The sequence below is a fragment of the Wandonia haliotis genome (assembly GCF_039523435.1).
GTDB lineage: Bacteria > Bacteroidota > Bacteroidia > Flavobacteriales_D > Crocinitomicaceae > Wandonia > Wandonia haliotis.
In genome coordinates, this window is record NZ_BAAAFH010000022.1 from 469,852 (window position 1) to 494,546 (window position 24,695).

Below are 24,695 nucleotides of genomic sequence, written 5' to 3' on the forward strand. Positions count from 1 at the left end.
CGTCTGTTTTTTATGTGGTTGCTATTGATTTTTTTTCAAAACGTTAGATATTACTAAGTGTTTGATTTATGTAAGCAATACGGCTATGGTCAATAGTTATATTCTCACCGTCTGAAATTATACCACACTCTTCTAAAGAATAATATTCCTTTTCTCCTTTCCACTTTTTGATATGTAAGGATTATATCCGCATTTTAGAGGTCTTGAATATATATTTTCTGGAGAGTCTGTAATTACTCTGCAATCTGTACATATATATCTAAATTCACAGTCTTTACAAATATTAACTTGATCTTTCGTAATGCTCCAAAATGAGGTTTTCAATTGCTTTATATTATAGTCACTTGCATCATCAATATGACAAAAACTATTCTGCATTGTAGGACAATTTTTAAGGAAACCTTTTTCATCAATTCCAATTTTCTTGTGTAGACATGAATTAAAATTCAAACTCTTAAAAAATAACTTAGGGTTGTTAGAGAATAAATTAGGATGGATATTCCCACAATTATCAGAGGAATTTATTATTTCGCTTGTAAATGCAATGTTGGCATAATCATCTACAATATTATCAGAACAACTCGAAAAAATTATATTTGAAAGTTTAGGGTTTCTACTAAACAAATTATTGGACTTAATGTATTCAAGAAGATCTTTTTTATAAGGACAAACTAATTGAATACTTTCTATCGTAGATTCAAATAAATAATTCAATAATAATTCTAATTCCTCAATGTCAATATCAGAATAGTATCTAACCTGTAAGAACTTTACTGATAGTGAATCTAATAAATGAACTACTTTTTCTATTGAGTATTCTGAGGTTTCAGATCTATCAATAATTGCCGATTCTATTAAATACGGAGAATCGTATTCTAAACTTATCGGAGGCAATAAGGACTCCAAGCTTTTTGGTACTTTCAAAAGGATTCCTTCACTTACCATGTACTCAATTGAATCAGTATCTATTTTAGTTAAATCAACTGGCGATAAGCTAAAGGTTATGTGATACCAACATCTCTTTTGAATATCAAAAAGAAGATTGTTTTTATAACCTTTAACGAAAATACAATTACTGGCAACTATGTACTTTTCTTCTTCCATTGTTCACTTTATTATAAGTTCAGGATTATAACAGGTACTAATCGGACCAGAAGGCATTATCTTTTTGTTTCCACTATACCTAATTGCCTTAACTTCAATGTTATTTACCTGTTTTTTACTTCCTATATCTTCTTTATCTATTTGCTGTAACCTTTTTTTCGTAAACAGAATATCAAGAGGGATAATCTCAGGACTAATATTATTTTGATCTAGTTGATGTAAAACCTCATTCATATTGCCATTCTTATGTTATAGTTTATTTCTCTTGCTATTTCTCTGTCTAAATAAAAATTACAGTAATCAGAATTCGCCATAAATTGACCATTTGGATTTACTTCTAAGAAAACGTATTCTTGATTTGGTGTTAGTATCATGTCTATCGAACCGGATTCAAGCCCTAAATTCTTCATCAACTTAGTAAGTTTGTTCATGATCTCTTGCGGTAAGTTAAAAGGAATGACCCTATTCATGTTTTCATGGTTATAGTTTCTGTAATCACTTTCTGTTAAATGAGAATTTTGTGAAAAAATTGCCGCTGTGAAAATCTTCTGATTAATAAAGAAAATTCTTAGCTCAATTATTTTTTTTATTTCTTTCTGAAATAGAGTTAAAGGAAATGTCACAGGAAATGAGTTAATATCCTTTAATGTTACCTTTGATGTAAGTTGATGGTATAAATACCCTTCAGTTGTCTCGGCAAAACTAAAGTTAATATCAAGACTCTTAGTAATGATCGAAATATGAGTATTCAAAAACTCCCTAACCTTTTCCTTCTTTGTTGTCAAAATAGTATCAGGGATTTGTAATCCTGCTTTAATAGCGGCTTCTAAGACATTTATTTTATTAATTCTACCCGGATTATTCTTACCTATTTTCACCTTAGATTCAAATTGATTAAGACAAATCTCTTTCATAGCAAGTTCGTAGGTAGTGAAAAAATATGCCAATCGTCCTTTGAAATTGAATAGGCTACATGAATTAAAGTTAGAGTTTGTTATGTTACTCAAAGACACTATTCCGCTCTTAAAATACACGAAAGGAATATTTTCCATATTAAAAGTGGAGTTGCCTAAATCGAATTCATAATTTTTATTATCCGTAGACAGAGTAATATGAGAAATCATAGTCTTTTCGACATCAGAAATATACCGATGTACATCAACACCATAGTTTACCAACCATTCATGAATAGATTTAGCTGTAAAATCATTTGCCTTTGCGATTAGAATACAATCCATTACTACTTTAAATAATTAAACTGTGTTTTATGTTTTTTGTAAAAATCAAACATTGCTGTTCTTTTTGGGGATTGCCCCTTTGGATATAGGTTCCAAGTGTCAATATAATAGGGTGATAATCCTATTGAAAGTCGATTAACGTAAAGTAGCCATGGATCGGTATAGTCCTTGTCGTGAAAATAGGCATTGTAAATTGTAAATCGTTCACAAGGGTTTTGTTTAAATGCTCTGTCCATTCCTTTTGCAAAAAAATACGGATCTAAATTTCCCTTATTAATTTCCTTAAATAATGTCCTGTAATTAGATACAAACCATTCTTTTGACATATGAACGAATATTATAGATAATTTATGAAACTGCCCGTGCACACCTCCCGGCATTCCATTCGACTTTACATAATTAATCAGTTCTAAGCCGTTGATTGAATCAGTTTCTCTAAGTTTCTCTAAATATTCTCCCATTATAATACTATCCTTTTCATAATATGGACGAATAGAGTCTCTTATTAGAATTCTTAGCCTTTGATCTTTCTTGAAAAGTGACTGAACAAATTCATTATGTTTCTTGTTGTATGGCAATTCGTTTTTTATTAGTTTTTTTACTAACCTACTTTTTTGAGATACAGTCATTCCCTCAAAATAAGTTGTATCATCAATAAATATGTCTTGTAACCCTTCAATATGTTTGGATTGTGAAAGTAATTTTAAGGCATCTTTTTTGCGGTTTACTTCCCAATAAGATCGAGCTAAATTATAGCGATCAATTCCAGATGATACGTTGACGGATTGAATAGCTTTTTCATAAAAAAGAATCGCTGAATCGTATTGTTGTTCATAAAACCAAAAAGAAGCCTCATTGACTAAATTGTAATAATCAATGTAGTTTTCATTTTTTTTGGTTTGAGAAAAGGATTTAATAGTTACTACTGCTACAAAAAGCAGGGTAAGAGATAAGTATTTCGCCATATTATTTTAATAAGATTAGCATACCCAGTCTTCGCAGACTGAGTATGCTGAAACAACACAAACACAACTACCACAAAAGCTCTCCTTTATCGCAATCGTACTCAGAGTCAATAGTGTCGTACTTTTTACCTTCTGTTATTAACTCTTCATCGTTTGATCCGTCAGAGCCTTGTGTTGGACTCCAGTAACCACCTTTAACCTGATCCAAAACAATCTCATTTTGTTCAAACCCATTAATTGAATTCTTTTTCATTTTTGATAAATTTTAATGTTAGAAAAAAAACAAATCACTCAATTGCCTAAGAGTTTGTTTATGCGCATCTCAACAGTAAATTAGGATTCAAATAAGTAATTTGATGAAGTAATTATAAGGCATATAATCTATTAAACCAATCGAATGAACTTATAATTTATTACTTTTAACCGATAAATTATCAAGGTGATGGATCATACAATTGGTTTAAAAATAAGAAAAGTAAGAGAACTTAAAAATTTCAGTCAACAGTATGTGGCTGATAAATTATCGGTAAGCCAGGGATATTATTCAGACATAGAAAACTGTAAAACAAATATTTCCGAAGAAAGATTAAATGAAATTTCTAATATCCTAGATGTTAATCCTGATGCAATAAAATCATTTAACGATCAGGTAGTGTTTAATTCTTGTTCACAATCTGGATATTTGAATACTTACAATATCCCTTTTGATAAAATTGATAAACTGTACGAAGAAATAATTCGAAGCCATGAACAACGAATTGAAGATTTACAAAAAGTGATCGAAGCCAAAAACCAAATAATTGAATTACTAGAAAAAAGAAAGTGATTTACCAACAACTCCTACCCCACTTATTATCAAAACAAAAAGATTATTTTATTAGCAGGTTTGCGCTATTTTTCCTAAATTGGGAAAAAGCCGACCGATGAATTATACCTTATTCTGCGTAGAAGACGACCCCGTATACGGAAAACTAGTGCAACATTCCCTGTCCATGGATCCGGAATATACAGTACAGTTATTCAAGTCAGGACATGAATTGCTCAAGCAATTACACCAACATCCTGATGTCATAACACTTGACATCAATCTTCCCGATTTCTCCGGACATGAACTTCTTTTGGAGATTAAAAAGAAAAGTCCTGATTCCGTAATCATCGTTCTCTCAGGGCAGGAGGATATTTCAACTGCTGTCCAGCTTTTTCGACTGGGGGTATTCGACTACATTATTAAAGATGATAATGCTCTTGACCGTCTGTGGCATGTTGCGCATAACGCCACTAAACAAAGTGAAATGAAAAGGGAGCTGAATGTATTACGCAGTGAAATTCATGATAAGTATAGTATTTCATCTGAAATCCGGGGAGCCAGTCCGGAAATGGAAAAGATATTCAACCTGATAGAAAAAACAGTAAAATCGGATATCAATGTCATGTTGTACGGTGAAACAGGAACGGGAAAAGAACTGGTAGCACGTTCTGTCCATTTCAATTCCAACCGGAAGAGCAAGCCTTTTGTCCCGATCAATGTTACAGCTATTCCGAAAGAATTGATTGAAAGCGAATTATTCGGACATGAGAAGGGAGCATTCACAGGAGCTCATGCTGCAAGAACCGGACTGCTGGAATCCGCTAAGGGCGGCACCGTTTTTCTTGATGAAATCGGAGAAATGGAACTTTCGATGCAGGTAAAACTGCTCCGGGTTTTACAGGAAATGGAGATGACCCGTGTCGGGGGAAATCAAAAGATAAAACTAGACTTTCGACTGATTACAGCCACACACAAAAATCTACTGAACGAAGTCCGGGAAGGAAATTTCAGAGAAGATTTGTATTACCGTCTTATGGGAATCACGATCGAGTTACCGCCTCTACGGGAAAGAGGAAAAGACATTATTATTCTGGCCAATTATTTCCTCAAACAATTCTGTAAGAAGAATAAACTCCCTGAAAAAATGCTGGCCAATTCAGCAATGAAGGCGCTGCTAAAATATAATTTCCCTGGTAATGTACGGGAATTAAAAGCAATCATTGAATCGGCTATTGTTCTTAGTGATTCAGATGTAATCGAAGCGTATGATTTCGCATTTACCAGCGACAGTTCTCCGGATGTCCTTTTCAATGATGAATTCACACTGGAAGAGTATACTACAAAAATCATTCAGCTTTCATTGAATAAAAATGATAATAACGTTGTCCGAACCGCCTCTAAACTGGGAATAGGAAAATCAACTATTTACCGGTTGATCCAGGAAGGTAAACTATCTAATTAATCCGACCCGCTATGAAAAAAGAAGTATTCTTCGAAGCACTTGTCAATAACCATTCGGATGCGATTCAGGTGATGGATCTGGATGGTAATCTTGTCTTTTTAAATCATGCTGCCAAAGAGCGAATGGGGGTTAATATGAGAAAAGATCTACTGCTAAATATTTCTGAGTTTGAACCTTTGTTTAAAAGTGAACAGATCTGGAAAGAACATGTTACCGAAATACTTAAAGTAGAAAAGCGGGTTATTATCCGAAATTGCACCAATAGAACTACCGGCGAAACCATTCCTGTGGAAGTAACGGAAAGCATCGTCCAGATTAACGGAGAAAAGCATATTTTTTCACTCTCCAGGGATATACGGGACAGGGAGGAAATTCAAAAAAGGCTTAATCTCAGAGAGCGGATACTGGTTGCCATTTCCGATTCAACGACCGAACTTCTTTTCAACCCCAACACGCAGGAAGCTATAGCCCGGGTACTTCGCATTATAGGGGAAGCCGTAGATGTTGACCGCACCTACCTGTTTGATTATTACAACACTCCAGAAACGGGAGAGGTAATTTCACAGAGATACGAATGGAATTCCGGGGGAGCTGAACCTCAAATTGATAATCCTGAACTTCAAAATGTGCCTGTAGAGCTTTTTGAAGATTTTATGAGTACACTTAAACAAAACAGACCGTATCAGGCCATCGTAAGTGAACTCCCGGACGAAATGCAACTGAAAGCAATCTTAGAACCTCAGGAGATTATCTCATTTCTCGTTATCCCCATTTTTCTGGGAGGTCGCTTTTTCGGGTTTGTCGGATATGATGACTGTCACCAGAAACGGATATGGAGCGATTCTGAATTATCCATTCTACAAACACTTGCAAATAATATCTCTATTGCACTGGAAAGAGAAAAACAACAACAGGAAATTGAAAACCTTGCTTTGTTTCCCTTACAAAACCCGGCTCCTATTCTACGTTTATCCACAACCGGAGACATACTTTTGAAAAATGCCGCAGCCAAAGAGTTATTCCACGCCCCCGTATGGATCAAAGGAAAAGAATTTACATTTGCTGATTTCAAGGAATTTATCCTCAAAGCTGTTTCTCCTACTGAAACAACACAATCAATTTCTATAAAAACTTCAACAGATACGTACTTCTCCGTAACCATTAAACTCATTCATGAAAAATCGTATATCAATCTCTATTTTAATGATATTACTCTTTTGAAAGAAACTCAGGAAACACTCAGAAATACCCGCAAAACGACAGAAGAGATTATTCAGCAAATGGAAGATGTGATCTGGTCAATTAATTTCCCGGATTATACATCACTTTTTATTTCGCCTTCCATCGAAAAACTAAGCGGAATTCCGATAAGTGAGTTTATGCGAGATTACAAGGTATGGGAAAGTATCATCGTTCCTGAAGACCGATATGTTATTACAAAAATAAACGAGGAGCTTACAAAAAAAGGCGAGTCCGAAGCAGAATATCGTGTTCAGACAGATTCCGGCATCAAATGGGTGAATAATCGTGCAAGGGTTATTTACAATTCGGAAAACAGTCCTGTACGAATAGATGGATATATACGAGACATTACCCAACGGAAACAATTTGATGAATCTCTCCGGTTTCAGGAAGAAAAATACCGCCGCATCATTGCTAATATGAACCTCGGACTTCTGGAAGTCGATCTGAATGATATCATATTATTTGCCAACGATAGTTTTTGTGAAATGTCCGGTTATCGGGTTGAGCAATTAGTCGGACAGAATGCAGCAGACTTGTTTCTGGGGGAGAAAGAGCTTGCAATGATTCAGAAAAAAAAGCAAGAAAGAATTCAGGGGAAGTCCGACAGCTATGAAATTGAAGTAGTCGACAAAGGAGAAAAGAAATGGTGGTTAATCAGCGGTGCTCCCAACTATGATAAAGATGGTAAACTCATCGGTACAATTGGAATTCACCTGGATATTACTGACCAGAAAAAAATTCAGGATGAACTTGAGAAAGCAAAAATACGAGCCGAGTCATCCGATAAGGCAAAGGAAGAGTTTATTATGAATATGAGTCATGAAATACGAACTCCACTCAATGCTATTGTAGGGCTTTCCAACTTTCTGAAAAATGAAGATCTGCCCCGTGAAAAAATAAACATGATTGAAAAAATTGCCGTTTCGGGGAAACACCTGCAAGCACTTATTGACAATATCCTTGATTTCTCAAAAATATCCTCCGGACACTTGTCTATTCATCCGGCACCTTTTGATATTTATCATCTCCTTGAAAATGTAAAAAAAATCATAGAACCTTTATCTGAAGAAAAGAAACTTGATTTTAATATCTATATAGACACTAGTCTATCGCCTGTTTTGGTCGGCGATGAGATTCGATTACGACAAATTCTGGTCAATTTTCTTTCCAATGCAGTTAAGTTCACGGATAAGGGTTATGTCCGTTTATCTGTCTCTCAAGAACATAAAGAACAGGCTCCGAATATGATTCACTTTATCATTGAAGATACAGGGATAGGTATGAGCCCTGACTTTCAGAAAAGAATATTCGATAAATTCACTCAGGAAATTAGTTCTCCAACAGAAAAGACAAGCGGAACCGGACTTGGAATGGCTATTTCAAAAGAATTCATCTCCCTTATGGGAGGAGAAATTCTGGTTCAATCCGAGAAAGATAAAGGGACACAATTTACGCTTACAATACCTCTGGAACCGGGTAGTCTAACAACCAATGAGCTCCACAGAACGGAAAATCACGAGGAAGAACTCAAAAATAAAACGATCCTGATTGTTGAAGATAATGATATTAACCGCCTGGTTGTTTCGTCCATTCTCAATAGAAAAGGAGCCCGTTTACTGGAAGCGGTCAATGGATTAGAGGCTCTTGAGTTACTAAAAACAGAGTCAGTGGACTGTATTCTTATGGATGTACAAATGCCTAAAATGAATGGCTATGAATGTACGATTGCAATTCGTAAAGAACTGAAATTAAGTACTCCCATCATCGGCCTGAGTGCCAATGCTATTAACACGGAGATCAACAAATGTATTGAGGTAGGCATGAATGATTACATTGTAAAACCTTTTGCCGAAAAAAAACTAATCAGTTCCATTCACAAACTTCTGTATTCGTCTCCGTCATCCCATGAACAGGAACCTGAAAACCGCCCAGAACAAGAAGTTCCTGAGCAGTTATTTAATCTGGAATATATTAATCAGTTGAGCCATGGAAATGTCTCTTTCAGAAACGAAGTTCTTGCGTTATTCTGTAAAACCTTACCTGAGGAACTTACACTGATCAAAAACGCAATTGCCAGTAAAAACATGGATACCATAGAAAAGGTGGCTCACAAAATAAAACCCAATCTGAATAATTTCGGAGTCCACTCTATTCGGGAAGACATACTTTTTCTGAATCATCTCCACTCCCAAAAGAAACTGGACTGGCAGGAAATAGAAGATCGATTTGAAAAAGTTGAAACAACTACATTACATGTCTTATCCGAATTCAGGAAACTACTCAGCGAATAAACTTCTTCGTACTGACAGGCAATTTTATCTCAAGAAAGTTCCCTTTTTCCGGCTGACCAGACAATTCTAGCTCTGCTGAAACCAATTCTGACATTTTCTCCATGCGTATTTTTATACTTTCATATTCATCTTCCCTCAGGTTAATATATTTGCCGTTATCTGAAACACTAAGAATAATACTATCTCCAATCCGGTAGATTTCTATCATAACCGAAGTACATCCTGAATGTTCCACCGAGTTTTCAATAAATTCGCGGAGAATTGCCAACAGGTAATATTTATTTTCTTCTTCAAAATAGTCTTCTTTTATATCTGAATAGTTTACGCTTGCAACAGACAAACCGGGCAGCTCCATTCGTTCAGACAAAGAAGTTATTCCTTCGAGAAATCCAACTTCCAACCCGGGAGGCTCCAGATAATAGCACAGAGATCTTGTTTTCTTTAAACTCTCGTCCAAAAAATGCCGGATCTGACTCAGTCCTTCCAGATTATTTCCTTCTACAGCGGTTAACTGGTTCAGATAAAAATTCAATAGCACAAGATTCTGGGCTACCTCATCCTGCAATCTGCCCACAACTTTTCCCCGTTCATTTTTTGTCACCTGCGCTGCCAATTGAGTTTTCATTTGTCGCTCATCAACCTCCCGTACATACCCAATCCATTCTATACTACGTCCACCTCTACTCAACACAGAAGCGGTTAATTCCAGGTAAACGTTTTTCTTATTTCTTCCCATAAAGGAAAAGCATATTCTGAATTTTCCGGTTTCCTCAAACGCTTCCTTCGATTTTTGAACAAACTCTACTACATAATCAGGAGAGATCATATCTGACAACGGAAACCAATCAATACTCACTCTCGCCCGACATACATTGAAAAAATCTTTTATTCCTGTCTCTTGTACATCAATCAGCTCTCTGCAAGAATGAACAGATAATTGCCCTACACAAACACTATTTTGACTATACAAGATTTCAAGTAAACCCAATTTTTCTGCTCCCGAAACTGCCGGACATTTTTCAAATTCCACCACATTTTTTACAGCCATCTCCCTACATTTTTTGTTATTTTCTATTTCACGAAAACCGTGCCACGGCCTTATAAACCCCATAAATCAAGGGATTTACCCCTCCTGCTTTTCCCATATTGGGAATCATGTCTTAACATTTTTTCACACAAATATCTACCATGGTATTTATTTTCTTGGTATATTTGTATCGTAAAACAATTGGTGATGAATCGAAAGAACTTTTTAAAGCGAGGAGCATTATTAGTCGGATCGGGTTTAGCTCTCCCAAATATCATCCGATCCTCCTCAGAAAGTTTGACACAAACTGATGTTCAGGAAAATGTCGGATTCAATCACCTCCCAAACAGAGAGGAGAAAAAAATGAAAACGGTAATACACAGAGCTAGTACAAGAGGTTTTGCTGATCACGGATGGCTGAAAGCTAATCATACATTCAGTTTTGCCAACTATCGAAATCCCGAACGGATGCATTTCGGGGTTCTACGGGTGTTAAATGATGACTATATTGAAGGTGGTGGCGGTTTTGGGACACATCCGCATGATAATATGGAGATTATTACGATTCCCCTGAGCGGAACTCTGGAGCATAAAGACAGCATGGGAAATACCGGAATCATCAAAAAGAATGAAATTCAGGTAATGTCGGCCGGAACAGGCATCTTTCATTCAGAATATAATGCTACCCGCGACAAAGCTCTTCAACTTCTGCAGATCTGGTTGTTCCCCAATAAACGACAGGTTACTCCGCGATATGATCAATTACAGTTAAACCCAGCTGACCGAAAGAATACATTTCAGCAGGTATTGTCGCCCTCTTCAGAAGATGAAGGAGTATGGATTTACCAAAATGCATGGTTTCACCTGATTGATCTTGACTCCGGAAAAGAAGGAAAGTACACACTTAAAGACAACGAAAATGGTGTTTATGTCTTTGTGATTTCCGGAGAAATTGAAGTGAACGGAGAAAAACTGTCGACACGAGACGGAATGGGAGTTTGGGAAACCGACGAATTAATTGTTCAGGCAAATAAAAATGCAGAAGTACTACTTATGGAAGTACCCATGCAACTTAATTAATAAAGAAAAAACAATATGGAAACAGCAGTAAAAACAGTTTGGGCAATTGACCCGACACATTCAGAAGTTCAGTTTAAGGTAAAACACCTTGTTATCTCAACAGTTACGGGATTATTCCACAAGTTTGATGGAAAAATTGAAACAGAAGGAGATGATTTTGACGGAGCCAAAGCTTCTTTCGAAGCCGAAATTGATAGTATTTCGACCAATAACAAGGATCGTGATGCACATTTAAAGTCAGGAGATTTCTTTGATGCAGCGAATCATCCGAAATTGACATTCGAATCAACTTCTTTTACTAAGAAAAGTGAAGATGAGTATGAATTAAAAGGGATCATGACGATTCGCGGAAATGCAAAAGAAATCACATTGAAAGCAGAATATGGTGGAACAGTTGTGGATCCTTACGGAAACACAAAAGCAGGTTTTGAGATTTCAGGAAAAATTAACCGAAAAGAGTTTGGTTTGACCTGGAGTGCCACAACAGAAGCAGGAGGACTTGTAGTAAGTGACGACGTTCGTCTTGCATTAAATGTACAATTTGCAAAACAAGGCTAATTAATTTTTTTCATAGTTTGTTATTTAGGTTAGGGTAAAGAAAGGGGGCAGATAAATCTGCCCCCTTTCTGATTAGTCAAAGTAACTAAATGATTGTCCGTTTTTCAGGTGAATCACTGCCTCATATATAAGACGAATCGTATTTTCAACATCATCCTTATGACACATTTCCACTGTAGTATGCATGTACCTCAACGGCAATGAGATCAAAGCCGAAGGAACTCCGTCATTTGAATAAGCGAAAGCATCCGTATCCGTTCCTGTTGCGCGGGAAGCAGCTGCCCGTTGGAAAGGAATACCGGCATTCTCTGCACGTTCTATAACATAATTCAATAAATTATTCTGAACAGCAGGACCGTATGTCAATACAGGTCCCTCACCTCCTTTGAGGTCTCCCTGCTGAATTTTATCCATCATCGGAGTTCCTGTATCATGGCAAACGTCTGTAATGATTGCACAATGCGGTTGAATTCGTTCTGCAATCATCTCTGCTCCCCTCAACCCTACTTCTTCCTGAACTGCATTAACAATATGAAGAGAAAAAGGAAGTTTTACTTTATTCTCATGTAGTAGACGTGCTACTTCAGCAATCATAAATCCTCCTATCCGGTTATCCAATGCTCTACCTACCAGCTTCTTTTCATTCATAATCATGAATTCATCTTCGTAAGTAACAACACATCCCACATGGATCCCCATTTTTTCTACATCCTCTTTTGAGTCAGCTCCACAATCCAAAAAGATATTTTTCAGGCTCGGGTTTTCTTCTTTCTCATGGCGGGTATGAATAGCCGGCCAACCAAATACCGCTTTTACAATCCCGTTCTTTGTATGAATATTTACCCGTTTAGAAGGGGCGATCTGATGATCAGACCCTCCGTTTCTGCGCAGATAAATAAATCCCTCTTTAGTAATATAATGTACGAACCATGAAATCTCGTCCGCATGCGCTTCAATCACTACTCTGTAATCACTTTCCGGGTTTATAACTCCTACAGCCGTACCATAATTATCCGTATAGAACTCATCTACATACGGTTTCAGGTAATTCATCCACAATTTCTGACCCTTTGATTCAAATCCTGTAGGAGAAGGATTATTCAGATAGTTTTCAAGAAACTGGATCGACGTTTTGTTTATAATTGATTTCTCTTTTGCCATTTCTTTCACTTTTGCCTTAAAATTAACTAAAAACAGGTTCTTGGCTTTCCGAATCTCCCTAAAATTGCTTGCATGTTAATAACAACAGAACGTGAAAACAAATTCCCTGTTTGGGAAATCTGTCCAAAAAATAGATCTACCTTTGTTTTTCGGCATTGTATTTGCACATATTCTTTTTAAACATAAACGTATGAAAGCTGTCTTGTTTATTCTTATTTCTATGCTTCTTCTTCCGGTATACGGACAAAAGCAGTACACGCTTCAGGATTTTTTCTCACGAGATTATGACCTGGCCAGAAAAACAGACTCTTTGTTACAACAAATGGACGATACAGCAATCATTGCTCAGTTGATCATGCCCGCAGCAGGAAGATTAGGACAACCGGATTCGGTAATTACGCATCTTCTGGAGAATCGTCTTATCGGTGGAGTGTTACTATTAAACGGGAGTATGGATGGTTTTCGAAAAAAAGTAGAATCATTTAACGCTGTAAATACTGAAAAAGCAGGTCTTCCTCTTCTTTATAGTGCTGATGCAGAACCGAGTCTTATTAATCGGAAAATAACGGGTTCAACCGTTTATAAAAAAGCATCTGAAATTAAGAACATTGAAGAGGTAAAGAAAAGTGCACGCACGATTTCTGCCGATTTGAAGAAAGTAGGGATTAACTATAATTTTGCGCCTGTTGTAGATATGTCTCCCAATAAAACGGTTGGATGGAGAAGTTTCGGTCAAACACAGGACAGCATTGTTCGCTGGTCAATGGAATTTATTAAAGAGACACAGGATCAACAAATTATCGCGACAGCAAAGCATTTTCCCGGACACGGTTATGTAAGTGGTGATACTCACAAACAGCTTGTTACCATCGATGGAGAAATGAAAGAAGTTGAAAATTACCCGTATCTTATTGAGAATGGAGTACTCTCTATTATGATCGCACATATTGCCGTACAAAATAATGACGAGTTTACAACCGAAGGATTGCCTTCATCTACTTCACGGAAAATTGTCACGGAATTATTGCGTGACAGTCTGAATTTCAGAGGAATCATTGTTACAGATGCAATGAACATGGGCGGTGTGGCAAAAGTAGAAAACGCTAATGTTAAAGCAATTGATGCGGGATGTGACATCCTGCTTATGCCCTTAGATGCAGAGAAAGCCCATGCAGAGATCACACAGGAATATCTAAGTAATGAAGCATTCAGAGAACAGGTTCGACGATCCGCTCAACGCATCATACGGATGAAAATATGTCTGGGACTGATTTAGTCTTCAGGATGAAGAGCCGCTCGTAAAGCAGTACTTTCTTTCTCACCAAAATCCAGTGTTCTGATCGGAAACGGAATGGTTATACCGGTTTTATCATACGCCTTCTTTATAGCGATGATGGCTTCGCTTCTGCTCTTTAAAAAGTCAAGTTGGCTTTTGAATTCTACCCAGATCATTACCGTAAAGTTTATGGAACTTGCTCCGAATTCTCCATACGCCAGGCTAATCTCCCGTTCTTTATAAATATTGGGAATATCTTTGACTGCCTCCAGAGTGATCTCCCGAACTCGCTCCAAATCTTCACTATAGGAGACACCTACTTCCAGGTCAATCCGCTTATAGATATTCTCAGAGTCATTTGTTAAGGGGTTTTGAAACAGAATTTTATTCGGAACCAGAATTTCCTGCCCCTGAAATGATGTTATCTGTGTTGTTCTCACCCCGATGTATTTAATCACTCCGCTGATTCCATTGCAATGCACAACCTGACCTACTTTAAAAGGACGTTTCACCGCCATTAAGAATCCGGCAATAAAATTCATTGCAATATCCTGAAACGCAAAACCCAGCGCCAAACCGACAATCCCTGCACCGGCTAAAAGCGACGTAACGGTTTTTTCAAGATCAAGAATATTCAGGGCTACAAAACCACCGATAGAAACAATAATGATGTACAAAATCCGGGACAAGAGGTTGCTCAATACCGGATTATTGAGAGCTTTTACCAGTACTTTGCTAAACATTCGTCTTGCCAGTTTTCCTAAAATAGCAAAGAGAATCACTGCAAGTACCGCAAGAACAAAGTTCGGCAACATAGCCACAAAAGAGTCAAACCACCCGATTACTTCCTCTACCACAATATCATAATACTTCGACATTTCCATAGTTTTCATTACTGGTTGTGTACTTAAAGATAAAACTTTCAATGCATTTCACATGTCTTTACCAGCACCAAAAGAAAAAACGCTACCGGAAATCCCGATAGCGTTTTTCTGTATTTTTTAAAACTCTATTGCGTAATTGCTTTTCCTAACGCTTTGATATCTTTTTTTGTCATAAACATTCCTCCTACGGAATAGCCATTGTACAAAACAGATCCTGATTCACAATCAACAACGAATAAAAACTTGTTACGTGAATACACTGGCAAGAAATAGCAATACTCCGGATTACCGGAATTAATTGCTTCCTCAACTTCTTCTGTACTTACAAATTCTACTTTCCCTCCGTACAGTGCCTTAAAGTCTGCTTCACTAAATGTTTGCTTACGACCAATTGCATATTCTCCCTGAGTCAATTGATTTTTATCGACAAGTAATGTCTTCTTACGGATTTCACCACTTCTTTTATTGTAAACGGCTCCTGCTGTATAACGCACTCTTGTTATAGCAGAACCAGAAATAGGCTCACCATCCAATCTCAATTGGATAAAATCCTGCATCATTTTAGCCATACCTCCTGCACGATACGCACTTTCTATTAGTTTCCCTTCTCTCCCGAAACCATCAAGAACAATATCTGCAGCTAACAGGAAATCTGTAGATTCAGAACCTCCCATGAATACTCCATATCGAACATAAGTTTGCTCAGTATATGAATCTCTGACAGTAATCGTAAATGGTTTCACATACGATATACTTTTATCTTTTTCATCAATTTTAAAATCAGGTTCCACCATTTTGTATTCGGTAATTGTCCAGTGTTTTTTGAACCCTGCTTCTAGATTTTGATCAAAATGATCATCCCCGGTTTTTACAACAAGTGTCTTGGTTTTCAAGAATCTTGTCTCCAGATCTTTCTTTGTTGAAGTACCTCCGAATTGTGCATGTAGCATTACTACCTGCATAACAAAGCAGGCTAAAATGATGTTTTTCATGTGTAATAGATTATAATTTTCCGCAGAGATACAAATAACCTAACGATTATCAGAGTTAATTTCTGATTTTTTATCCCACAACGAACTCAAGTCGCATCGACTCCAGTTTTTTCAGTAAATCTCCGCTAACGTCTACTTTCATTGTTTTGGACGGCATATTTACTTCTATTCCTGTAGTCGGATCCTGAATGGAAAACTTCAACTGACATTTTCCTGAATGACCGGAAATCAATTCATGCATTTCCTGTACAAACAAAGGTGTCACATCGGAACTTGATAGTTTTATACTAAGTGAGCGCACCAGTTTATCCCGTAGCTCACCCAGTAATTCAATCGCGTTGATTTTAAATTCAAATTCATCATTACGGTACATTTTATTCACTACCTTCCCTGTTAAATAAAGAAATGTTCCCTGTACCATAAAATGTTTGAAGCGAAGATAATCTTCTCCGAACAGGAATAATTTTGTACCTCCGGAGTAATCTTCAATACTGATCGTCCCAAAAGGATTTCCTTTTTTAGAGAATCGGTGTTCTACTTCTGTAACAATTCCGGCTAGTTTTAATTCCTTACCGACATATTCATTCACGTTTTCCAGATCCGTGATCTGCGCATTGCAAAAAGCTTCTAATTCAACTTTAAAATCGTCCAGAGGATGTCCTGAGATAAAAATCCCGACCACTTCTTTTTCTTTCGAAAGCTTGACAAGACTACTCCATTCCTCGACATTTGGAGCAATTGGTTCCGGCATATCCTCTGTTTCCGAATCCCCGAACATTGAAACCTGCGCCGACTCTTCACTTTGTTGAATATTTGCACCATATTTCATCACATCTTCCAGAAATAACCTTCCTGTTCCAGACATTGTAAAATACTGAGCCCTGTGAATGTCTTCAAACGAGTCAAATCCCCCTGCCAGAGCCAATCCTTCAAAAGCCTTTTTATTACAAACCTTCAGGTCAACACGAGACGCAAAATCGAAGATTGTTCTGTAAGGTCCGTTTTCCTCCCTGTTTTGTACAATAGACATAATCGGAGCACTTCCCACACCTTTGATTGCACCCATACCAAAACGAATCGCCCCTTCCTGGTTCACAACGAATTTGTACTGGGATTCATTCACATCCGGTCCCAAAACCGGAATTCCCGAACGACGACATTCTTCCATAAAGAAAGTAACTTTCGAAATATCATTCATATTATTCGAAAGAACGGAAGCCATATACTCTGCCGGGTAATTTGCTTTCAGATAAGCCGTTTGATAGGCGATCCATGCGTAACAGGTCGAGTGAGATTTGTTAAATGCGTAAGAAGCAAAAGCTTCCCAGTCTCTCCAGATCTTTTCCAGTTTATCTTCCGGGTGTCCGTTGCCTTTTGCCTGCTCAACGAATTTAGGTTTCATTTTTGCCAGAACGTCCGCCTGTTTTTTCCCCATTGCCTTACGCAGTACATCGGCCTCACCTTTCGTAAAGTTTGCCAGTTTCTGCGAAAGCAACATCACCTGCTCCTGATAGACTGTAATCCCATAGGTTTCTTCCAGATACTCTTTGCAGGCATCAAGATCGTACTCAATTTCTTCGTCTCCGTTCTTACGACGAATAAATGAGGGAATGTATTCAAGCGGCCCCGGTCTGTACAGGGCGTTCATAGCAATAAGGTCAGCAAAAACAGTAGGCTTCAGCTCTTTCATGTACTTCTGCATCCCGGGGGATTCGTACTGGAAAATCCCTACTGTTTCTCCTCTCTGGAAAAGCTCATACGTCTTCTCGTCGTCTATCGGAAAATGATCCGGATCCAACTCAATACCGTGTCGTAATTTGACGTTACGAACCGCATCTTTAATTAGTGTAAGTGTTTTTAGCCCGAGGAAGTCCATTTTTAGCAGCCCCGCCTCTTCAGCTACTGAGTTATCGAACTGTGTACACCACATGTCCGAATCCTTAGCCGTAGCTACCGGGACGAAATTCGTAATATCATCCGGGGTTATAATCACTCCACAAGCGTGAATTCCGGTATTTCTGACTGATCCTTCCAGATTACGAGCCTGATTTACCACCTGGGCCATCAGGTCTTTTCCTTCCGCTATCTTTTTCAATTCATTGACTTTCTGAATGTCATCTGAATTGTTTTTCAGTTTATCAGCAAGAGCAGCATCGTCCAGTCCAAACAGTTTTGCCAGAGAAATATCAGGAACAAGCTTTGCCAATCTGTCTGCATCCGGCAAAGGCAAATCAAGTACACGCGCTGTATCACGAATGGATGACTTCGCTGCCATCGTACCGTACGTGATAATCTGCGCTACCTGGTTTGCCCCGTACTTATCAATTACCCAGTCAATTACTCTTCCCCGGCCTTCATCATCAAAATCAATATCAATATCGGGCATCGATACACGTTCAGGATTTAGAAAACGCTCAAAAAGGAGATCGTACTGAATTGGATCAACATTTGTAATTCCAATACAATAAGCGACTGCAGAACCAGCCGCAGAACCACGTCCCGGTCCGACCGAGACCCCCATATCCCTCGCCGCCTGACAGAAATCCTGCACGATCAGGAAGTATCCAGGGTATCCCGTGTTTGCAATTGTATCCAACTCAAAGTCCAGTCGTTCCCGAATAGCATCGGTAACCTCTCCATACCGTTTCCTGGCTCCCTCGTAGGTCAGATAACGTAAATAGTTATTTTCCCCTCGTTTTCCTCCGTCTTTTTCATCCTCCGGGTCTTTAAATTCCTCAGGAAAATCAAAAGCCGGAAGTAATATTTCTCTGGCAAGTGCATAAGGTTCGCACTTCGCCAAAATTTCATTCGTATTTTCAATTGCCTCGGGAAGATCGATAAACAATTTCTTCATCTCCTCCGTTGACTTGAAATAATATTCTTCGTTATCCAGGCCGTAACGGAAGCCACGTCCGCGCCCTTTCGGCGTAGAGACCAATTCACCGTCCTTTACGCACAAAAGAATATCATGGGATTTCGCATCCTCTTTATTCAGATAGTACGTGTTATTGGTAGCAACAATTTTAACAGCATGCGTTTGAGAGAACTTCAACAACGTGGTATTAACACGGTCTTCATCTTCCTGCCCGTGGCGCATCAACTCAATATATAAATCTTCTCCGAAACGTTCTTTCCACCACACCAGTGCTTCCTCCGCCTGTTGCTCCCCCACGTTTAGAATAAGATTCGGTACTTCACCGGATAGATTTCCGGTAAGTACGATCAGGTCCTCTTTATACTTCTCAACGATTTCCCGGTCGATTCGAGGCACATAATAGAAACCTTCGGTATAGGCAATGGAAGCCATTTTTGCCAGGTTATGGTATCCATTTTTATTCTTTGCCAAAAAGACTACCGCATACCCGTTGTCCTTGTTTCTTTTATCATTTCGGTCCTTACAAATATTTAATTCTGCACCGATGACAGGAATCAATTCTTTTTTATTGTAGGGTTCTCCCTTCTCTTCTGCCGCCTGACGCTCAGCCTTTATTTTCTTATTGTACCCTGAAACGTATTTTTCAAAGTGAAAAACAGCCATCATATTCCCCGAGTCCGTAAGAGCTACTCCGGGCATATTCAACTCAACTGCTTTATTTACAAGCGCCTTTACATCAATCGTCGATTGCAGGATAGAAAACTGTGAATGATTGTGCAGATGGACAAAATCCACGTCTGAAAGACGTTGTTTATTCTCATCTTTTTCCGCCGTAGATAATGAATCATCCTGTTGTGTCGCTTTTCGGATCTTATCACTTTCCGCTTTCAGGTTTAAGTGCTTAAGACCAACCCTTCCTATCGGTTGCGGATTAAACTCCTTGAAGTTCTCAATATACCTTTCCTCAACGTCAAGCTGCTCGATCGAGAATTCACCTCTTCTCACCAGCTCAAGGAAACAACGTGTCGTTGCCTCAACGTCGGCAGTTGCGTTGTGAGCTTCTGCAAAAGGTTCTCCAAACAAATAGCTGTGCAACTCCGTAAGTGTCGGCAACTTATATTTCCCCCCACGACCTCCGGGAATTTGACATAAATTCGCTGTATCTTCCGTACAGGTATCCAGCACCTTCATTTCCAACATGGGAGAATCTACTCCATAGCGGTAAAACTCCGCACCCATGATATTCAGGTCAAACCCAATATTCTGCCCAACAACAAACTTCGCCTGTCCAAGTGCCCGATTAAAATCTTCCAGTACTTCCTGAATCGGAATCCCTTGCTGCTCGGCAAGTTCAGTTGAAATCCCATGTATTCGTTCTGCATCGAAGGGGATATCAAAGCCATCCGGTTTCACCAGATAATCCTTCGCCTCAACGAGGCGTCCCATATCATCATGAATCTGCCAGGCAATCTGCACACAACGGGGCCAGTTATCTGTATCAGTTACAGGTGCGTTCCAATCACGCGGCAAACCAGTTGTTTCAGTATCGAATATGATATACATGGGCAGAAAAAATTTACCTTCAAATTTACAAAAAACGCCCGCTAAAAATCAGGTAACTTATCAATTGTTTTTCACAATTGGTAAAACAGAAGAAGAGCTAAATCGTACTACTCTTTCACAAAACTCTTTATCACAATATGATCTCCTGTTGTAATTTTCACATAGTATACTCCGGACTCCCAGTCACTAAGATTTACCCCCTGTGTCGTATACGATTCTTCCAACAACACCTGCCCTGAAGCCGTATATATGGTTAAATGAGATTCACTATCAGCACCTTTAACAAATAGCTTATCGGCAACAGGGTTCGGATAGATTTGTAACGCCTCTACTTTTCCTTCTTCAACAGAAGCTACGAGGTCAGCTCTGTAATTATCTCTGTAACGTACTTCAGTTACCTGCTCCTGCCCGGCAATTTCATTGGTTATAACTTCCAAAACTGCTCCTTTTTGACCATTCGTCCACCACTGATATTCATTTCTAACCGGCACAGGCAATGCAAACCATTGTCCGAATCCGCTTACCTCAAAGTAAACAGAATCCAATTCATGAATACGATTATGTACACGCAGAACATCAAAAGTTCCATACGGTGTCATCAGCTCTCCGTAACCATCCACTTCACTTTCTCTCTGGCGATATTGTTTAATCTGCGCGGGGACTGCTATGGACATATCTATTGCTGTATATCCTCTTGAGTTAAATTGCTGTCCAAACTGCATCGGAAACTGATAAGCTGTTTCGATTGTATCCGAACGACTCCCCAAACCATACCCTCCTGAAGATAGACTTAACCCAATTACATTGAGTTCTGAACTGGTTTTTCTATAAAACCGATAAAAATTTTCAATCGGAATTGATACAAATTGCCCCAGATCCTCAAAAGGGATTGCTGTTGCAGGTAAATAGTACGTCGCCCTGTAGGCAGGCATTACAAACGGTCCAAAATAAGCCTGTGTCAAATTGTCTGCATCATCAACAGAAAGATGATTTATCAACGTCTGAGAATCGGGATTAAGATCACTAAAATTCCAGAAATAATCCTCCCCGGTGGCTGAATAATCAATCGTAAAATCAAGAGCATTCGAGTACCTGACTGTATCTCTTTCTCCGGGGAAATCGGATGCATTTATTTCAATCTGAGCCTGAGAAGAAACTGCCGTTACATAAAAAGCAGCGAGAAGTAAATACCTGAACATAATCTGTTTATTTATAGACAAATGTAACATTTTTTCTATTCCACAACCGGCATCGCAATAATCGATTCGATCACGGACTCTGTAATTCCTCCGTCACTTTCCCTTCTCAAATTTAAAGTCATTGTCATTTTTAGCTTCAGAACCTGCTCTCCTGTTACCATATCTTTAAATAGTTCGTTTTCCAATACAGCTACCGCAGCTTCATTTTGTTCAACATCTATTGTTGTGTACTTTTCTTCCCCCAAACGTATTTTCACATCTACTTTATAATCAAAGTATCGCACCAACTGACTTTCAATAAAGTATACATAATCCTCAATTGAGACTGCGTTTCCCTGCCCCACAAGTATTCTCCTTTCCCGAACAGCTCCGTCACTGAATGTAACTTTGGCTATAACCTCAACACTCCCATTCAGTACCTGGAATTGCTGGACGGCACCGGTAGTAAGAGCACTCTGCATTCCATAACTCCACTCCACCTGACTGATTTCCGTTGAATTTTCGGTTATCTGCAATGTAACAATTTGGTTCTGGATCTCAGCCCCAAGTCTGAACCGGTAAGGTAATTCGTATCCGACTATCACCTCGTTTTTCAACTCATACGTAATACTTCCAGGAATACTCAGTGAAAGATTGTATCTCCCGGGTTCATAAAACGCTACTTCCTGTCCCTCCGTGGTATCGTTTAACACCCAAACCCCGGTTCCTATTCCAGACGACTGAATAAGATTATCAACAGCAACACCTGCCAAAACTTCTCCTGAACTAAGATATGCACACCCAAATGCACCGCCTTGTGTCAATTCGTTATACGTGGCCTGTCTCAACAAATTACCTTCGAACAAGTCAACAATAAAACTGTTTTCCGAATTATGTAATTCTCCCCGGTACACTGGTACATTGTTCCAGTTCCACAGCAATGAACTCATAATAAAGTTATCATCTCCTGCTCTGAATTCTATTTCCTTTCCGTCGATCATTCCTTTAGCATAAAACACAGGAGTCACCTGACTTTCCGGTAATTTCGGAAACTCTTTCTGACAGGTTGCCAGAAGCAATGTCATCAGAATAAGGATATAACTATACGCTTTCATTAATTCAACAAATAACTAAATTTAATCGCTCCAGTCCACATTTGCAGCTTTGTCCCTCCCTGTATTTCAGGAAGCTGACCTCTCTTTGTCAGGTCTACAGTACACTTCACGCCTATCTTCCACCTTGTAGCAATTCTATAACCATATTCTACAGAACCTACCATCCAACTATCTCTAAGGCTATTTGAATACCCCCACTCATTTGTCCCGTTAACGGACTTATCCCAGGCTGTTACTCTTCCGTTTGCATTCAGTAAAAAGTTAATTCCAACACCTGCATGAAAGCTATGTTTTCTTCCTGAATATCCTATCATAAGAGGTAATTCAGCGGTAAGCAAACTGTTATATTTTACTTCATTTATGGCTATAACAGACTCCAGCCCGTAAATAATTCGTTCCTCTCTGTAATCATACCCTTTGATTGACGAAAGCCCAAATGACAATCCTGTTTTGAAAGAGAATTTTCTGTACTCCATTGTAAAATCCAGACCAAGCGAACCATTCATTCCTCTCCCCTGTCCGGATCCTCCCTGAAAGTTAGTTCCGTATCCCAAAGTTCCTGTTAGCGCAACTCCTGTTATCCACTGGTGTTTGACAGGTGTTGAAGCAACACTAACCGGATCAGAGGCTTCTTTGCTGTCTCCTCCTATTTTTCGAACAGGTAATACATCAACACTATAATTACTCATCTCATCCGGGGTAACATGACCTTCTGTTTCCTTCCTTCCCTGCACTCCATACACATCTGAATCCGTCTCTCTGACACTTTGGGATTGTTTAACTTCAGCTTCCTGTTGTTGATCATCTATCCAATCACTCTTGTTTGCGTATCTCCCGCTTTGTTCCTTATCCGGACTATCTTTATGATCTGCCCCATCTGAACTAACTCCTTCAGAAATCACTATTTCTGTACTTACCTCTTTCTTCTCCGCTTGTACCTGAAGTTGTTTTTCTTTTACTCTTTCATTTTCGACAACTGCAGTATTTTCCTGATTTGTAATTTGATGATTCTCTTCAGTAAGCGTAATCTGATTGTTTTTAACTTTACTAAATGGCGAGTACCAGATTACAGCCCCTGCTACAGTCAATACTGCTGCGGCACCCGCAAACCACCACCAGATAAATCTCTTTTTCTTTGGCTCTCCATCCAGCATCGCTTCCATCTCATCCCAATAGGACTCCTTGAAATCGAACTGCATCGCATTTATTTCATTGCGAGCCAACTCATCAATATGGTCATCATTATCTTTCATTAAATCACCATTTTATTCAATTTCTCTTCTATTCCTTCTATTTTCTCTAACATCTCCCGCAACATTTTTCTACCAACAGATAAATGCCATTTTGATGTCCCGTCACTCATCCCCATCTGTTCGGCAATTTCCTTGTGACTATACCCTTCAATTACATAAAGGACAAACACTTGCCTGGTTTGATCAGGTAAACGAGCTACCATTTTTTTGATATCCATTTCTTCCAGAGATTCTAAGCCCGCATTGGAAGAGGACGTTTCTCTCGATTCCAAATCCCTGTCGTTTTCGTATTTATCTACTTTCTCATTATAATTCCTGTTCTTTCTATATTCGTCAATTATAGTATTCACTACAATTCTTCTCGACCAGGAGAAAAATACTTTTGGATTTCCATCTATCGATTTTATATTCTTGTTTATTTTAAGAAAAGCCAGGTTAAGAACGGAACGAGCATCTTCTTCATTTCCATAATAACTGTAACACACAGACATATGCATACGAAAACAAATCTCGTAAAGTGACTTTTGCGCCCTTCTGTCTGATTTCTCGCAACCTTCTAATATTTCAGGTGTTACCTGCATGTATATTCCGGAAACAATCCGCATTCTATTTATTGCAAT

At 38.5% G+C, this 24,695-nt stretch carries 20 protein-coding genes; 6 read left to right on the top strand and 14 right to left on the bottom strand.

Annotated features, from left to right (window positions below; translation table 11 throughout):
• Positions 1 to 132 precede the first annotated feature (132 nt).
• From gwsS to ABDZ97_RS14785, 5 genes are all read right to left on the bottom strand, one after another.
• A complete protein-coding gene (gene gwsS, locus ABDZ97_RS14765; protein ID WP_343789386.1) occupies positions 133 to 1,104 on the bottom strand; it encodes a grasp-with-spasm system SPASM domain peptide maturase in 972 nt (323 codons plus the stop codon).
• Between the two features lie 3 nt (positions 1,105 to 1,107).
• Positions 1,108 to 1,338, bottom strand: a complete 231-nt coding sequence (locus ABDZ97_RS14770) for a hypothetical protein (RefSeq protein WP_343789389.1) — start codon at positions 1,336 to 1,338, stop codon at positions 1,108 to 1,110.
• Complete coding sequence (locus tag ABDZ97_RS14775) at positions 1,335 to 2,342, bottom strand: ATP-grasp domain-containing protein (RefSeq protein ID WP_343789392.1); 1,008 nt, start codon at positions 2,340 to 2,342, stop codon at positions 1,335 to 1,337. The genes ABDZ97_RS14770 and ABDZ97_RS14775 overlap by 4 nt, the downstream gene beginning before the upstream one ends.
• A 2-nt stretch (positions 2,343 to 2,344) precedes the next feature.
• Positions 2,345 to 3,307, bottom strand: a complete 963-nt coding sequence (locus ABDZ97_RS14780) for a tetratricopeptide repeat protein (protein ID WP_343789395.1) — start codon at positions 3,305 to 3,307, stop codon at positions 2,345 to 2,347.
• Between the two features lie 67 nt (positions 3,308 to 3,374).
• Positions 3,375 to 3,560, bottom strand: a complete 186-nt coding sequence (locus ABDZ97_RS14785; RefSeq protein WP_343789398.1) for a hypothetical protein — start codon at positions 3,558 to 3,560, stop codon at positions 3,375 to 3,377.
• A 189-nt stretch (positions 3,561 to 3,749) separates the two neighbouring features.
• On the opposite strand from ABDZ97_RS14785, the gene ABDZ97_RS14790 reads away from it, so the two are divergent.
• The 3 genes from ABDZ97_RS14790 (at position 3,750) to ABDZ97_RS14800 (ending at position 9,113) form a co-directional block, all read left to right on the top strand.
• A complete protein-coding gene (locus tag ABDZ97_RS14790) occupies positions 3,750 to 4,133 on the top strand; it encodes a helix-turn-helix domain-containing protein (protein ID WP_343789401.1) in 384 nt (127 codons plus the stop codon).
• A 97-nt stretch (positions 4,134 to 4,230) separates the two neighbouring features.
• Positions 4,231 to 5,577, top strand: coding sequence for a sigma-54-dependent transcriptional regulator (locus ABDZ97_RS14795; RefSeq protein WP_343789404.1), 1,347 nt, complete (start codon positions 4,231 to 4,233; stop codon positions 5,575 to 5,577).
• An 11-nt stretch (positions 5,578 to 5,588) separates the two neighbouring features.
• On the top strand, positions 5,589 to 9,113 hold the full coding sequence (locus ABDZ97_RS14800; protein WP_343789407.1) for a PAS domain S-box protein: 3,525 nt from the start codon (positions 5,589 to 5,591) through the stop codon (positions 9,111 to 9,113).
• On the opposite strand, the gene ABDZ97_RS14805 is transcribed toward ABDZ97_RS14800, so the two are convergent.
• The gene (locus ABDZ97_RS14805; protein ID WP_343789411.1) at positions 9,103 to 10,161 is read right to left on the bottom strand and encodes a sensor histidine kinase; all 1,059 of its coding nucleotides are present in this window, start codon (positions 10,159 to 10,161) and stop codon (positions 9,103 to 9,105) included. The two genes, ABDZ97_RS14800 and ABDZ97_RS14805, sit on opposite strands and share 11 nt — an antisense overlap.
• 342 nt (positions 10,162 to 10,503) lie before the next feature.
• Here ABDZ97_RS14805 and ABDZ97_RS14810 point away from each other — a divergent pair, with 342 nt between their 5' ends.
• Positions 10,504 to 11,220, top strand: coding sequence for a pirin family protein (locus tag ABDZ97_RS14810; RefSeq protein WP_343791003.1), 717 nt, complete (start codon positions 10,504 to 10,506; stop codon positions 11,218 to 11,220).
• Positions 11,221 to 11,235: 15 nt separating this feature from the next.
• On the top strand, positions 11,236 to 11,778 hold the full coding sequence (locus ABDZ97_RS14815) for a YceI family protein (protein WP_343789414.1): 543 nt from the start codon (positions 11,236 to 11,238) through the stop codon (positions 11,776 to 11,778).
• A 72-nt stretch (positions 11,779 to 11,850) separates the two neighbouring features.
• Here ABDZ97_RS14815 and ABDZ97_RS14820 read toward each other — a convergent pair whose 3' ends face one another.
• Positions 11,851 to 12,939 carry a M42 family metallopeptidase gene (locus ABDZ97_RS14820; protein ID WP_343789417.1) on the bottom strand — a complete coding sequence of 363 codons (1,089 nt, stop codon included), beginning with the start codon at positions 12,937 to 12,939 and terminating at the stop codon, positions 11,851 to 11,853.
• 190 nt (positions 12,940 to 13,129) lie between these two features.
• Between ABDZ97_RS14820 and ABDZ97_RS14825 the strand changes: the two genes are divergently transcribed.
• Complete coding sequence (locus ABDZ97_RS14825) at positions 13,130 to 14,215, top strand: glycoside hydrolase family 3 N-terminal domain-containing protein (protein ID WP_343789420.1); 1,086 nt, start codon at positions 13,130 to 13,132, stop codon at positions 14,213 to 14,215.
• On the opposite strand, the gene ABDZ97_RS14830 is transcribed toward ABDZ97_RS14825, so the two are convergent.
• From ABDZ97_RS14830 to ABDZ97_RS14860, 7 genes are all read right to left on the bottom strand, one after another.
• A complete protein-coding gene (locus ABDZ97_RS14830; protein ID WP_343789422.1) occupies positions 14,212 to 15,093 on the bottom strand; it encodes a mechanosensitive ion channel family protein in 882 nt (293 codons plus the stop codon). The two genes, ABDZ97_RS14825 and ABDZ97_RS14830, sit on opposite strands and share 4 nt — an antisense overlap.
• A 131-nt stretch (positions 15,094 to 15,224) precedes the next feature.
• The gene (locus tag ABDZ97_RS14835) at positions 15,225 to 16,091 is read right to left on the bottom strand and encodes a hypothetical protein (protein ID WP_343789424.1); all 867 of its coding nucleotides are present in this window, start codon (positions 16,089 to 16,091) and stop codon (positions 15,225 to 15,227) included.
• A 70-nt stretch (positions 16,092 to 16,161) separates the two neighbouring features.
• Positions 16,162 to 20,529, bottom strand: a complete 4,368-nt coding sequence (dnaE, locus tag ABDZ97_RS14840; RefSeq protein WP_343789426.1) for a DNA polymerase III subunit alpha — start codon at positions 20,527 to 20,529, stop codon at positions 16,162 to 16,164.
• A 107-nt stretch (positions 20,530 to 20,636) separates the two neighbouring features.
• On the bottom strand, positions 20,637 to 21,728 hold the full coding sequence (locus ABDZ97_RS14845) for a T9SS type A sorting domain-containing protein (protein WP_343789429.1): 1,092 nt from the start codon (positions 21,726 to 21,728) through the stop codon (positions 20,637 to 20,639).
• A gap of 35 nt (positions 21,729 to 21,763) precedes the next feature.
• Positions 21,764 to 22,822, bottom strand: a complete 1,059-nt coding sequence (locus tag ABDZ97_RS14850; RefSeq protein WP_343789432.1) for a hypothetical protein — start codon at positions 22,820 to 22,822, stop codon at positions 21,764 to 21,766.
• Positions 22,822 to 24,075, bottom strand: coding sequence for a hypothetical protein (locus ABDZ97_RS14855; RefSeq protein WP_343789435.1), 1,254 nt, complete (start codon positions 24,073 to 24,075; stop codon positions 22,822 to 22,824). The genes ABDZ97_RS14850 and ABDZ97_RS14855 overlap by 1 nt, the downstream gene beginning before the upstream one ends.
• Positions 24,075 to 24,680, bottom strand: coding sequence for an RNA polymerase sigma factor (locus tag ABDZ97_RS14860; protein WP_343789438.1), 606 nt, complete (start codon positions 24,678 to 24,680; stop codon positions 24,075 to 24,077). The genes ABDZ97_RS14855 and ABDZ97_RS14860 overlap by 1 nt, the downstream gene beginning before the upstream one ends.
• Between the last annotated feature and the right edge of the window lie 15 nt (positions 24,681 to 24,695).